This window comes from Gammaproteobacteria bacterium, from assembly GCA_016716465.1.
Lineage (GTDB): Bacteria > Pseudomonadota > Gammaproteobacteria > SZUA-140 > SZUA-140 > JADJWH01.
Genome location: JADJWH010000007.1, coordinates 172,944 through 186,993 on the forward strand (window position 1 = coordinate 172,944; position 14,050 = coordinate 186,993).

Below are 14,050 nucleotides of genomic sequence, written 5' to 3' on the forward strand. Positions count from 1 at the left end.
AATTAATAAATAAATAATTTTTGGTTATGTGACGGATTTTTGGCGATTCTCAAGGGGGGCTGTCGCCGGTCTCTTCCCGGGCCCGGAGGACACGGTCTGCCTGGACATCATGGAGGGTTTGAACGGTACCACTGGGCCAATGGATCGTGATCTCATCCGCCTGGACATTCGCGCCCAGGCCGAAGTGGAGGCGGGGGAAATTTTGCGCGATCCGGTGCATGCCGCCAGTCTGTACCCGGGTCTGGGTTACCCCTCCGGCCGTCAGGCTGACGACAGCCCCGATGCCGTCGCGGTTGGAGCGGACCCCCTCGAGGTCGATCTCGAGCCAGTGGTTTCCATTGCCGAGATTCCGGAACAGCTGGTGCGGTCCATCCGCCACGAAGGGCGAGGTCGGATCCATCCCGTTGGTGACGAACAGATCGAGGAAACCGTCGCGATCGTAGTCAGCCACGGCGACGATGTCGCCGCGTCCAAGCGGGCTTCCCGCCGCGCCGCCCGCGTCGGAGACCAGAGTGAAGTTTCCCTTGCCGTCATTTTCCAGCAAGCGGTTCGGCAGATTTTCGACGGCACCGGAGCAAACCAGATACAAGTCGATATCCATGTCATTGTCGAAATCGCCGGCGGCGACGGAATGACAGGCGGTATCGGCGCCGGCCGCGCCGGATAGCTTGTGTCGGATATATCCGCCTTCTCCGCGCATCAGCAGGGCGTCGATACCCTGTTCGCGAAAGGGCTCGAATCCTTCCTGCTTCAGCCCGGTGATGGGCGTGGATGAATTGATGATGAGATCAACGAACAGTCCATTCGAGATATTGCTGAAAACCCAGTCGCCAGATTCGCGATCGAAGGTGATCGAGAAGCCGCCGTTGCGAACGACTTCCGCGGATGGGGCTCCGTTAACCGCGGGGTCATCGCTGGATAAGGAAAACGAGCGCGAATCGGGATGGATGCCTTGCGTCCCGATATAGACGGTCGAGAGGTCAATGAACGCGGGGAAGATCCGTACATCCAGGTGTCCCGGCGCATGGAATCGAACAGTTCTGGCTGCTTCATCCTTATTGCTGGTCAGCGTCGCCTTGATCGAATCAGGAGCGGTCTGAATCACATCCGACAGCAACCATGGACCGATCGTCAGATAGATATCGGGTTTTCCATCATTGTCGAAATCCGCGATCGCCGCGTCGCTGATATTGTCGAGCGCGGGAAAGCCCATCATCGCGGTTTCATCGCTAAACGGGACGTCATCGATCGAGTAAACCCTGGTCGGCGATGACAACAGAACCAGAGAGGCTTCCTGATCGCTCAGTAAGTCGGAAAGCTGGGCGGATTCCAGGTGTTTGTGCATATTGACCAGGCTGATTCGTCCGAATTTGAACCGCAGCGCGTTGCGCGCCATCCCCAGGTAGTCATCACGGCGAGACCAGCGGTCATCGCGGAAGCCGAATATTTTGTTCGCTTTCTCGAAGGAGTGATCGTCCTTCTGGCGAAAAATCCAGGAAGGCGTGGTGCCGCCACCGAGCCGTGTATTGGCCACCACCAGGTCGAGTCTGCCGTCCCGGTCAGCGTCGAGCCAGAGCGGGGTGCGCGCGAATCCTGTCGCGGCGAGGCCATATTTTTTCGCGCTTTCGACCAGTTTTCCCCCCTCGTTCACGAACAGATGATTGAGGCCGCACCCGAAACAGAATGTGCCATCGATGTTCTGCATCGCCCCGACGACCTCGACCATATCCTGGTCGCCATCGTTGTCGAAATCGGCCCAGGCCGCCCCGTGGGTATCGGCGTGGGGATTGGTCGACCATACCTGGTCGATCACGTTGGAGAAACCGCCGCCCTGAAGATTGAGATAGAGCGTGGGTTTGCTGTCATGGTTGCCGACCCAAAGGTCGGGCCAGCCGTCGCCATTGAAGTCTCCCCACGAGGCGCCATAGCTCTGTCCCGCATGATCGATGCCCATCCGCTGGCTGGCATCCTCGAACCGGATGGCCGCCGGAAGCGACTGAACCGTGACCAGGCATAGCAGGGCGGACAGACGCGCAAGCCGGTTGGCCACGAAAGCGGGGCGGAAATCGTTCATCGGCCGAACTCCCATCGAGAGCCGCTTGCGCGATATGTTGAGCGTCGAATCCAGGGTCATCTGGCCGCTTCCGTGACAGTCACTATCCGGTCGGCCTGGAGGTTCCTCAGTTCCTGTACGGTGCCGCCCGGCCAGCGGATCGTGAGCCTGTCGACCGTGCTGTTGGCGCCCAGCCCGAAATGGATGCGTGAATGGTTCTGCGAGAAACTGTGCATGCCGCCGCCCTGGGTCCGGGTCTGGCTCTTGCCGCCGGTCTCGAGCGTGAGCAGAGCCCCGATGCCGTCGCGGTTGGAGGTCGTGCCTGCGAGGTCGATTTCGATCCAGTGGTTGTCGTTGCCGAGGTTGCGGAACAACTGATGTGGGCCATCGGCGAATGGCGGAGGTCCCAGGCCGTTGGTCACAAACAGATCGAGAAAGCCGTCACGGTCGTAATCCGCGACGCTCACCTGATTCCCGCGACCGCGCTCGCTGCCCGCCGCGCCGCCGGCCTGTTCTATCCGGGTGAAGTTGGCCTTGCCATCGTTTTCGTAGAGTATGTTGGGCTGATTCTGTGTGGGATCGGAACAGACCAGATACAGATCGATGTCCATGTCGTTGTCGAAGTCGCCGGCGGCGACCGAACTGCAGGCGGCGGGATTTCCGCTATCCGGGCCCTTGCGTGCCGTGAACTTTTTCCCGTCATTGATCAGGAGTCTGTCCTCGAGTCGGCCATTCGAGGGTTTGAAGCCCTCGGTGTGAATGGATGAGACAGGTTCGGTCGACGCCAGCTTGTATCCGATGGAGGCGATGGAGCTCCTCAGCGTCCAGGTTCGCGCGGCGCGGTCATAATGCAGAAAAATGCCCTCGCCCGCTCCCGCCGGAGGAAGAGCGCCAATCGATTCGTCATCGGGCGAAACGGTCAGCGCCTCTTCGGGCAGTTCCTGTTGCCGTTCCCCGAGATACAGCATGGGCCGGTTCGCCGATGCGGGATCGGAGGGGTCCATCCAGGGCCGGTGAATCTCGACCGTGATCGAACCCTCGGAGATGAAAGCGATGGTGGAGGACTCGCCGGGTTTGTTGGCCAGATTGCCTTGCAGATGCGTCGCGTCGGTCTGGACCACATCCGTCGCCCAGGGCCTGGAACGTACCAGGTACCAGTCCGGTCTGCCGTCCCCGTTCAGATCTTCGAGGACGGCGTCCTGCACGGAGCTGACGTTGGGGAGCGATATCGTCCCATCCGCGTTCCGCAGGCCGGTGGAAGTCATGCCATAGATCCGCCCGGGCCGCATGTAGGCGATCAATTCGGGGTGGCCGTCGCCCGTCAGGTCAGCCAGTTGCGCGAATTCATCGGTGGATTTGATGGCGCCGGGCTTTTTATAACCCAGGGCCACGGCGTAGTCTCTGACGCGATTCATGGCCCGTGACAGAAACGACTCTTCGGGCTGCGGGAAACCCAGGACCTTGTTGGCGAGAGAAAATCCGCCGGATGTCTGCAGGAAAATCGCCGACGGCGCCTCCACGCGGGGATGGTTCATCAACAGGAGGTCGAGTTTCCCGTCCTGGTCGATGTCGAGCCAGAGCGGTGTTCTGCCCCGGCCCAGCGAGTAATCCACCCCGTACTTCCCGGCCAGGTTGGTCAGCTTGCCGTCTTCGTTGATAAACAATCTGTTTGCACTGGCCCCCCGCCCCGCGCCTCCACCGGTGACCACAACCAGATCCTGGTCGCCATCGCCGTCGAAATCGGCCCAGGCCGCGCCATGGAAATCGGGCGCCGGAGCGGTCGGCAGACGTTTTCCGTTCGGCCCCAGGAAACCGGATGCGGCATCATCGACGAGGATGTCGGCCGCGCGGTTTGCGAACGTGCCGTCGTGCAGGTTCAGATAGAGCGAGGGCCGGATGCCATGGTGGTTCGAGACCCACAGATCCGGCCATCCATCGTTGTCGAAATCGCCCCAGGACGAGCCGGCCGACGGGCCGGTGAAATGGATACCGGCGGCGAGTGAAGACTCTTCAAACCGGATGTCGGCCAGCGCGGCAAAGGGGATCACGCATGCCAATAGCAGGCCGGTAAGGCGGTAAAGCCTGTCTGGCTGCGGGGAATTGTCAAATATGCGCATGCGGCTTGTTCTTTGTTCGAGGCAATAGTTTAATACGGGGCGGGAAATCCTGTGCAACATATGCGGTATTATCGATCTATTCAAGGCGAGCGTACAACATCCGCCGCGCATCACACGAAGTATCCGTCACCCGGGCGGCCCCGCCAGGTGCCGTGTCGAGGTGCGGGCGCGGAAAAACCGCCCGTGACGGGTGGTTCCGGTCCGTGGCCGGTGCTGAGCGCTCCTGTTCGGGATAAACAATGAATCAAAGTCCCACTCTGGTCAGTATCGTCACGCCCGTCTACAACGGCGAGGCTTATCTGGCGCAATGCATCGAAAGCGTGCTCGGGCAGACCTACCATAACTGGGAATACATCATAGTCAATAATTGCAGCACCGACGGCACGCCTGCCATCGTGGAGCGTTATGCGCGGCGGGATTCGCGCATCAAGGTTCACGGCACCGACAGCTTGCTCTCGGCGGTGGAGAACCATAATTTCGCGGTAGCCAGGATGGATCCCGCGAGCGTGTACTGCAAAATCCTTCATGCCGACGACTGGCTGTTCCCCGAATGCCTGGAGCGCATGGTGGGCGTGGCGGTTTCGAACGCATCAGTGGGTATCGTCGGTTCCTACAACCTGGTCGGGAAGACGGTGCGTTGCGACGGGCTGCCTTATCCGGACGCGGTGATTCCGGGACGGGAGGCCGGCCGCCTGGCTCTGTTGGGGAAGGCCTACCCGTTCTATTCACCTTCCTCCACGATGATCCGGTCGGATCTTGTCCGAGCCCGGGCCTCGTTCTACGACCCAACCAAGATGCATGCGGACGTCGAACTTATGTACGAATTGCTCCAGGAACAGGATTTCGGCTTTGTACATCAGGTGCTGACGTACGTCCGTGAACACGCCGCGTCGGAAACCTCCCGGTCGGCTCAGCCGCTGAACAGGATTCTGTGGTCCAATTTCGATCTTCTGGTGAGATACGGCCCCATATTTCTCGAGGCAGGCGAGTTCAAGGCCAGGACCCGGGCCTATGAGCGCAACTATTACAAATTTCTGGCCCGGGGCCTGTGGGAGCTGCGCGACCGGGAATTCTGGCGCTATCACGCGCGAGGATTGCGATCGCTCGGCTATCCGATCAATCCGGTGCGGCTGCTGGGTCGGGCCCTGGGCGAGGCCGTGTGTAGTCCACGGAACACCCTGGCGCGGCTGTTGCGCGGTTCAGGAATGACTCGCGGCGGCGCCCGCTGAACGCGGCGGACTGATCGGTCATATCTTGACCGGGCGGTTCAGGCCCAGTCGGCGTCGGAATAAAACTCGCGCGCGACGTCCTCGACGTAACCCCGAATTCTCAGGATCTCTTCGCCCGACAGCCGGTGTTTCCAACTGGAAATGTTCTGCTGGCTGTCGAGTTTGAGAGTTTTCTCGGTGCCCGATGCCCGTTCGGGGTTGGACTTCCCAGTGTGTTCGGCGATCACGGAGCGCGCTTTGTCCGTGTAGGGCAGCTCCAGTTTTTTGTACAGATCCGCGAAGGACCGGGCGGGGTCGAGCGAGATGTCCTCATGGCGCAGGAAGGTCCAGTCAGGATGCCGTTTTTTGTAGGTTGAAATCACATGGTGATGCATCGCCCAGGCCAGCGACGCGCGCTCGATCAGGTCGTGCTCGCCACCGCTCATCTCACGTATTCGCCGTTCAAAGGGGCCGAGATAATCCCGCATCAGCAAGGTTTGCGGCAACGCCCATTTTTCAGGATGGGAGGCCCATCCCAGCCGCTTCATGCTCGCGACGAATGCCGCGGGGTGGCGGATCATGACGATGCAGTGCATGTCGAAGTGGCCGCACAGCCACTCGGCCGACATCAGGGCGATCGGGTCCTTGATCAGGGGACGCCCTCCACCACGACGCAGCTCGCGGGATGCGCTCAGGTTGCGCGCGATGCCCAGCAGGTCCCGGGGCGAGCGCGCGGAGCGCAGCCCATGCCTCCAGTCGTATCGCCCTTCGAGCAGTCGTTGCACCGCGGCGTGATATTCGTCGCCGTTATCCTCGCAGATATGAATGAAGTAGTGAGGCACCTTGAGCCCGTAAAGTTCCTCGCTCGCCTTGACGAGCGGGTTGAACGGTTCATGTACGTAGTACAGCGCGGGATCGATGGTGAGCATGCGTCCGAGCCAAGTGGTGCCCGAGCGCGGGGCGCCGGTGACCAGGACGGGCTTGATCATTGCGGTGGCGTTCATGTGTTATCCATAAATGGGCGGGGATGGCTGGCCTTACATCGAAGCAAATCCTGTGCCACCGGGGTCTCATGGGCAGGATGTGTGCGATCGGTGAACAGCTCCGGGGCTCAGTATAATCCGGGCCCGTGTAAACACACAGCCGCCCTCCGCACGTGGTCTGGCATGCTATCAGTGAAATAGCGGATAATGATATCTCAATGAAGCCCGCCGAACATCTCGACTCCGACCATCACCTTGCCCAGGCGATCCGCGAACCAGGAATCTTCGCCCGGCGGCGCGGATTACAGCGGGCGTGCGTCGGGAGTATCTCCGGACGTCGCCTGCGGTCATGGGGACGTTTGCTGACGCTGGGCTGGGCAATCGCCACGATCTCCGCATGTTCTCCTTCGCTGCAGGGTGGGGAGGGGTTCAAGCCCGAACCCCTGGCGGTTGCCGACTATGGCATCTTCGATCTCGGAATCGCCGATATCAACGATGACGACCGCCTGGATGTCTTCACCTCGAATCATTCCGGCCCGCAAAGCATCTTGCTGAATCAGGGGGGCGGCGTGTTCAGTGATGGATTCTCAAACCTGAGGTTCGATCAGGATGCGAAATTTCCCGGGCTGGCCGTCGTCGCGCACGAGCCGGCGATAGACCGCCCCGGGCTCTTCATCAACTGGCGCGGTCCCAAGATTGTCATCCGTGCGCACGACCTCGATCGACTCGACGGCACGGTATCCGGGACGATTCGGCTGCTCGACCCGGAGAAAGTGATTATCGAGGAAAAAAAGAACTTCGATGTATCGACCGAGTCCGCTCCCGGCGCGAATGGCATCTCCGATATGGTGATCCGGTTTACCGGCCGGGGGGAGGGTTACTTCGCCTTCAAGCCGAACATCCATGCCCAGTCCATCCACTTCCGAATCGATCCGGAAGTTACGCCCCGGGATATCCATGTCGGACCCGGGTACGCGTCACCGGCCGCGAATGAATTCTCGATGGATATGCGCGACCGCCATGGCATGGCCTGGGCCGATTACAACGGCGACGGTCAAACCGATGTCTTCGTCACGCGCGGTGGACAGAGCGGCATGATGTGGATAATGCCGGGGGATTACTGGGACGAATTGCTGATCCGCGGGCGGACGGGTTTCGAGGATCGGGGAAAGTCGCTGGGCCTGGTAAAGCATGGCTGTTCGGGCAGACAGGCGGCATGGGTCGATTTCGACAATGACAACCGCCTGGATCTCTACATTGTCTGTGGGAGGGGCTTTCAGCGTCAGCTCAATCAGCTTTACCGCCAGAAAGAGGATGGCGCCTTTGTCGATGTCGCTCGGGAAACGGGGCTCGACATCGCCGATGACGGCATCTTCGAGTGGGTGGATGCCGACGGCGATGGAGACATGGATCTCGTCTGGGCCAGTCGCGACAAGTTTCTATTGTACGTCAACGACGGGGGCCGGTTCTCGGCGCGTGAAATCGGGGCCAATCCGGCGCGGCGTATTCCCACCGAGTTGGCGCCCTCGGATTTCGACAGTGATGGGGATATCGATATCTTTGCGGCCGCCCGGGGTGGGAATGCGCTCCTGATTAACCAGGGTGGAACGTACGTGGTGACCGATCTGAAGCCGCTGGGTTTGCCGCGGAAAAGCATGGCCGCCAACTGGGTGGATGTCGACAATGACGGGCGTGATGAGCTGCATCTCATGCCGGGCGGACTGTATCGCCGGGTGGATGGGGTGTTCCGCCATGTCGGGGGGCCGGATCTCCGGATCAGGGAGCGCTTGTCGCCGGTCAATCTGACCGATGCCCGCGTTTCATGGTTCGATGCCGATGACGACGGGACCCGCGACGTCATCGTGGCCGTGAATTATGTGGTCAAAAAGCAGAAATGGGCGAATTGGTATGCCGGTGTATCCGGTATTGAGGACCGCCTTGGCGGACTCAAGGATTATTGGGACGTCGGTTATTTCCATGTTGACCCGCCGGCTGCAAATCACTGGCTGCAGGTACGGCTTGTCGGTCCGGCCGGTAACCGCCCGGCCATCGGCGCGAGCGTGACGGTTACGACGTCGCGGTCCACGCAGATGAGGCAGGTCGGTTCCGCGGAAGGGTCGCGGTATTCACAGGGGCATTACCGCCTCTATTTCGGGCTGGGCGACGCGGACCGGGCCGAAAAAGTGGAAGTGCGCTGGCCTGACGGTCGCAGACAGGAAATCCGTGATCCGCGAGTCGATCGCCTCCTGGTGGCCGACTGGGACGCCGCGCGCTAGATTCGCGTGGTTCGCGCGCGAACTCTCAGGATGTGGCGGTTCGGATTCTGACCACCCTGGCGGGATTGCCGACCGCGATGGCCATGGCCGGGATGTCACGTGACACCACGCTTCCGGCGCCCACGATGGCCCCTTCACCGATGGTTACGCCGTCGAGCACGATGGTGCCAACTCCCAGCCAGACATCATCACCGATGACAATACCGCCTTTCGTCTGTACCGGCTGTTGTCTCAGTGGCTGATCAGATGACATCCCGTGGTTATATGGGTAGAACGAACAGTTCGGTGCGATTTCCACCCGGCGGCCGATCCGAATCGAACCCACGTACGCCGACAACTGGCAGCGCGGCTGGATATGGCTTTCATCCCCGATGATGATCTTTCCGTCTGTGCCGGTTTGCAGGAAACAGTCCCGGTGGATATGTACCCCGGCGCCGAGTTCGATCTGTCCTCCGCCGTGATCCTCATAGATGAGCGCCTGTTCACCAATGAAGACCCGTGCATTCAGTCTGAGGTTCGAGTGGTGCAGGGTCGCGCAGGGGGATATGTAGCCATTTTTGCCCATGGCTGCCAGCGGTAGACGGCCGTAGAAAGGAGGCCAGCCGAGTCCCGCAAGCCCGCATGCCGCGCGTCCCAGCGGTCCCTGTCCGGAGAATTTCATCCAGAACCGCGTCCAGCGGTTTCTGATGCGGGTCTTTATCGACATGGATGTGTGTCTTTTATCGGTTCGGATAAACGGAAACCGCATTATATCGCAGTTCAAGCAGGGTGCCCGGTTTCGCGGCTTGACTGGGCTCCTCGGTTGGGCATACTGGCGGGAAAGGCCGGAAGAGCCGAATCAGACGTGCCAGGGAGGCGTGATGGTATCCGCTATCGCGAAGGCGGGCAGGAGAATCCGATCCAGGTTCAGCGGAGGCCGCTTCGGGGCAGTGTCCCTCCGCGCGCAGCCCCCACCGTTCAAAATCCTCGTCGGAACGCATCACAAGACGGGATCGTCCTGGATGCGCGGGATCTTCTCGAAGTTGTGCGAGACTTTCCAGTGGACCTTCTATGCCGGTGAACAGGAATTCCTTCCGCGGCAATTCGAGGTGTTCTTCAATAACCACAGTCGATTCGCGCCGGCGGACATTCACGAACCCTGCAGGGGAGTGCATGTGATCCGTGATCCGCGCGACCGCATCGTTTCGGGTTGTTTTTACCATCAAAAGTCTTCGGAAGGATGGCTGCACGTCAAGCGGCCCGAGTTCGGAGGGCTGACGTACCAGGAAAAGATCAACAGCTATGCAACCCTCGACGAGCAGCTTCTGTTCGAGATGGAGCATGCCGGTCGCAGGGGTATTGAGGAGATGCTGTCCTGGGAATACCATCAGCCGGGGTTCTATGAGGCCAGGTACGAGGATCTCATACAGGACTACGACCTCCGAAAATTCCACGACATCTTCGCCTTTCTGGGTATCCCGGGCGAGATTCTTCCGGAATCCCTCCGGATCGCCTACGACAACAGCCTGTTTTCGGGGAACCACCGACGATCCGTCCATATCAGGTCAGGGCAGCCGGGGCAATGGGTTTCATACTTCAAATCGCGCCACCGGGAGAGATTCCGGGAACTGTTCGGGGACGCGCTGACGATTCTCGGTTATGAGCCCGATCATGCATGGGTGTCCGATGAGCGGGCCGGGGGTATGTCCTGACGTTCAGTGAAATAGCTCCCCCTAGTGGCCAACCCGCAGGGGATGTAGGAATCGATCGGCTTTCTTTATACACTACGTCTATGTGCCGATTGATCGAGATGCGTCAGGTTTATGGAGCCAAGCGGTAGTAAAAAGAAGATACTGGTTATATCTCCCACACCGACCCACCCTCACAGCGCCGGCAACCGGGCGAGAATACATACCCTGATGACCAGCATGCTTTCTTTGGGGCATGAGGTCCACTTCCTGCACATCGAGAAAGAGGCGGGTGATCGTCAAGCAATGCTGGCCTGTTGGGGGGGAAGATTTCATTCCCTGTCTTTCCGTATGCCGGAGAATCGTTTCTCGAGACTGCGACGCAGGGTCCGCAAATGGCTGGGTTTGGAGACACAATATATTTACGGTGTCGATGAATGGTACGATCCGGCCGCGGATGCCTTCATTCGCGATCTGGCCGCGAGGATCGGTTTTGATGCCGTGATCGTGGAATACGTGTTCTTTTCCAGGGCGCTGCGTTGTTTCGGCGGCGACGTATTAAAGCTTGTGGATACACACGATGTTTTTGCGGATCGCCACCGGCGCTATCTGGCCGAGGGAAAAAAACCGCAATGGTTTTCCACCTCCAGGCGTGAAGAGGCGCGTGGCCTGGCGCGCGCGGATGTCGTTATCGCGATCCAGGAGAACGAGGCGCGCTTCTTTCGCGAAACAACGCCCCAACGGGTGATCACCGTTGGTCATATCGTGCCCGTGGATGAGGCGTCCGAAGACGAGGCGCGAACCTCCGGGATGTTGTACGTGGGGTCGGGTAATGAAATCAATGTGCATGCCGCTAAATATTTCATTGACGGCATATTGCCCGCCATCCGGCAACACATCCCCTCGGCGATATTGACAGTGGCCGGTGGTGTCTGCGACAGGCTCGCCGACACCCCGGGCGTCCGCCTGCTGGGGCAGGTCGAGGATCTCGCGCCTTTGTACCGGTCCGCCGCGGTCGTGGTCAATCCGATCCTGTTCGGGACCGGATTGAAGATCAAAACGGTGGAGGCCCTCGGGTTCGGCCGCCCACTGGTGACCACGCCAGCGGGCGCGGAAGGGCTGGAGGAGATGGCGGGCAAGGCGTTTGTGATAGCCGACTCGGAGTCCGCCTTTTCCAGCGCCGTGATCGACCTGCTCTCGGATCACCACGCCAGACAGGCGCTAGGGCAAAATGCCCGCGAGTGCGCCACGGATTGGAATCGGCATTGTCTGTCTGAGCTGGCGGCGGTGCTGAGCGGCCGATTGCCCGGTGCGCGCGATCGAATGGTGTAAGATCGGAACCTACGGCGAAGATAGCGCATGCATCCCCAGTCCTGGCCCCCGGCAACGCGGATCGTCCCGGCCCATGTCAAGGCCATCCCCCCGGCCACGCTGATCACGCTGCGCATGAGCGGTCATGCCGGCGCCTCCGGATATGATCGTCTGCAGGAATTCACGGGTGGGGGACTGATCAGGCTGAATGATCATTGGACGCTGGGCCGGCGCGCCGTGGCCCGCTCGCTGCGCTTCATGATCCGGGGCTCGGGATCGCTCTGGTACCAGCGAGCGAACCTGGTCAGCGAACTGCAGGCGGCCCGGCAGTGGCTGGCGCGAAAAGGACAGGTGTTTCATTATCTGTACGGCGAGAATTCGTATCGTTACCTGGGAGGGATGAAATCAGTGCGTCCCGGCAACGCCATCGTATGCACATATCATACCCCTCCCGACAGATTCAGGCAGGTGGTTACCGATCATAAGCACATCGCCCGTCTGGATGCCGTGATCGTCATGTCGACCGTTCAGTTGGAGCTCTTTACGGATCTGCTGGGCGGTGAGCGGGCATTTTTTATCCCGCACGGCATCGATGTCGATTGCTATGCGCCGGGCGCGGCGCCGCGGACGCGAGGCGGGATATTCCGCTGTCTCTTCGTCGGATCCCACCTGCGCGATATCGATACCCTGGTGGCCACGGCGAGGGCGCTGCGACCGCGCGGAGATATCCGATTCACGGTGGTTACCCGGCCGGCCAATCTGCCGAAGCTTGAAGGCCTCGACAATATCGATATCCGTTCAAATCTCGATGACCGCCAATTATTGTCCCTGTATCAGGAATCGGATCTCTTTGTGATGCCTCTGCTCGACAGCACGGCCAACAACAGCCTGCTGGAAGCCATGGCCTGCGGCATGCCGATGGTCACCACTGATCTTCAGGGGGTCCGGGATTACACTGACCCGGAGTGTGCCGTGCTCACGAAAAAAGGCGATGCGCGCGCAGTATCGGAGGCAATCGAATGGCTGGAGCGGGATGATGCCGCCCGCGAGCGAATGGGCCGGGCGAGCCGCGATCGTGCCCTGGCATTCCGCTGGGAAACGATCGCCGAACATACCCGCGATGTGTACTGCTTCGCGGGATTGAATCTTGCATCGGGATAAGGGGCCATGAACATCATTCTCTATGTGAACAGTTTTCTTCCCACGTTGGGTGGGCGCGAGTTCGTCGTCCACTATCTGGCAGACGCTCTGTGCAAGCTGGGCCATCAGGCGCGGGTCGTGGGGCCGGCTGGCTTCTGGCGGCATCGCCACGAGCGATTCAGTTATCCCGTGCACCGTTGGCCAACCTTGCGGGGGTTGATGAGTGATCAGGTCTCGCTGGCCAAAATCGCGCTGGATACCGCATTGTGGGGCGCTGATGTTATTCATGCCCACAACACCTGGCCGACCGGCTATCATGCGATCCGGTTGCGCAAGCTGCGGCGCTATCCGCTGGTGATCACACCACACGGCGCGGATATCCAGTCCATCCCTGAGATCGGCCACGGTCTGCGCCTTGATCCGGTAGTAAATCAGAAAATCATGTATGCGGTGAAGAACGCCGACATCGTCACCGCGATCAGTGACAACATCAAGTCAGCCCTGCTCGATGCCGGGGCGGTGCCGGAGCGCATCCGCATGATCCCCAACGGGGTCGATCTCATGCGTTATCAGCGACCATCCACGACGGACATACGGAGCTGGCTTGGCGTAGAGCCAGATTCCCGCCTGATCGTTACCATCGGCCGCTACAATCCCCGCAAGGGCCAGGATTATCTCATCCGCGCCATGCCAAAGATTCTGGCGCGCGAGCCGCGGGCGCGGCTGGTTATTGTGGGCAACAAGACTGAAGCGCTGGCTCCGCTGATCATAGAGCTTGGCTTGGAGAAAAAGGTCGTGCTGACTGGTGGCATCAGTCCATCACGCGCCATCCTGGAGGCGGGCAGCGGGCCAACAGTTGAACCAGACTATCTGGCCGAATTGCTGCGTGCTGGCGAGCTGTATGTGTCCGCCGGTATTCAGAACAACGCTGAGGGGTTGTCACTCGCCGTATTGGAGGCGATGGCGTCCGGCCTTCCCATCGTGGCGACGGCCATCTCCGGCAATACCGATGTCGTTGCTCATGGGGTCAACGGTTTCCTGGTCGAACCCGCCAATGAGTCCATCCTGGCGGATGCGATCGTGGATGTGTTGCGGCAGCCCGGAGTTCAGAGCGAGATGCGGGAAAAAGCGCGCGAGACCGCGGCGAAATACGCCTGGGTCAATATCGCCCGCCAGTACCTGGATGTTTACCAGGAGGCGGTCGCGCTGGCGCGCAAATAAAAAAACGGGGACAGATTCAAATCCGTCCCCATGCCCATGTGCAATAAAAAAGGGGACAGATTTTTCAATCTGTC

At 60.2% G+C, this 14,050-nt stretch carries 10 protein-coding genes; 6 read left to right on the top strand and 4 right to left on the bottom strand.

The window, feature by feature from the left end:
- Positions 1 to 49 precede the first annotated feature (49 nt).
- Positions 50 to 2,134, bottom strand: a complete 2,085-nt coding sequence (locus IPM20_14010; protein MBK9132727.1) for a CRTAC1 family protein — start codon at positions 2,132 to 2,134, stop codon at positions 50 to 52.
- Positions 2,131 to 4,170, bottom strand: a complete 2,040-nt coding sequence (locus IPM20_14015; protein MBK9132728.1) for a CRTAC1 family protein — start codon at positions 4,168 to 4,170, stop codon at positions 2,131 to 2,133. The genes IPM20_14010 and IPM20_14015 overlap by 4 nt, the downstream gene beginning before the upstream one ends.
- Before the next feature lie 239 nt (positions 4,171 to 4,409).
- On the opposite strand from IPM20_14015, the gene IPM20_14020 reads away from it, so the two are divergent.
- A complete protein-coding gene (locus IPM20_14020) occupies positions 4,410 to 5,399 on the top strand; it encodes a glycosyltransferase (protein MBK9132729.1) in 990 nt (329 codons plus the stop codon).
- Positions 5,400 to 5,437: 38 nt separating this feature from the next.
- On the opposite strand, the gene IPM20_14025 is transcribed toward IPM20_14020, so the two are convergent.
- Positions 5,438 to 6,382, bottom strand: a complete 945-nt coding sequence (locus IPM20_14025; GenBank protein ID MBK9132730.1) for a sulfotransferase — start codon at positions 6,380 to 6,382, stop codon at positions 5,438 to 5,440.
- A 197-nt stretch (positions 6,383 to 6,579) separates the two neighbouring features.
- Between IPM20_14025 and IPM20_14030 the strand changes: the two genes are divergently transcribed.
- Positions 6,580 to 8,637, top strand: coding sequence for a CRTAC1 family protein (locus tag IPM20_14030; GenBank protein ID MBK9132731.1), 2,058 nt, complete (start codon positions 6,580 to 6,582; stop codon positions 8,635 to 8,637).
- Positions 8,638 to 8,662: 25 nt separating this feature from the next.
- Here the strand turns inward: IPM20_14030 and IPM20_14035 are convergent, their stop codons facing one another.
- Positions 8,663 to 9,298, bottom strand: a complete 636-nt coding sequence (locus IPM20_14035; GenBank protein MBK9132732.1) for an acyltransferase — start codon at positions 9,296 to 9,298, stop codon at positions 8,663 to 8,665.
- A gap of 340 nt (positions 9,299 to 9,638) precedes the next feature.
- Between IPM20_14035 and IPM20_14040 the strand changes: the two genes are divergently transcribed.
- From IPM20_14040 to IPM20_14055, 4 genes are all read left to right on the top strand, one after another.
- Positions 9,639 to 10,328 carry a sulfotransferase domain-containing protein gene (locus IPM20_14040; GenBank protein MBK9132733.1) on the top strand — a complete coding sequence of 230 codons (690 nt, stop codon included), beginning with the start codon at positions 9,639 to 9,641 and terminating at the stop codon, positions 10,326 to 10,328.
- A 207-nt stretch (positions 10,329 to 10,535) separates the two neighbouring features.
- Positions 10,536 to 11,636 (top strand): glycosyltransferase, encoded by a 1,101-nt coding sequence (locus IPM20_14045; GenBank protein MBK9132734.1) that lies wholly within the window; start codon positions 10,536 to 10,538, stop codon positions 11,634 to 11,636.
- 216 nt (positions 11,637 to 11,852) lie between these two features.
- A complete protein-coding gene (locus IPM20_14050; protein MBK9132735.1) occupies positions 11,853 to 12,776 on the top strand; it encodes a glycosyltransferase family 4 protein in 924 nt (307 codons plus the stop codon).
- 6 nt (positions 12,777 to 12,782) lie between these two features.
- Positions 12,783 to 13,976: a glycosyltransferase family 4 protein gene (locus IPM20_14055; GenBank protein MBK9132736.1), complete on the top strand. Its 1,194-nt coding sequence runs from the start codon at positions 12,783 to 12,785 to the stop codon at positions 13,974 to 13,976.
- Positions 13,977 to 14,050: the final 74 nt, after the last annotated feature.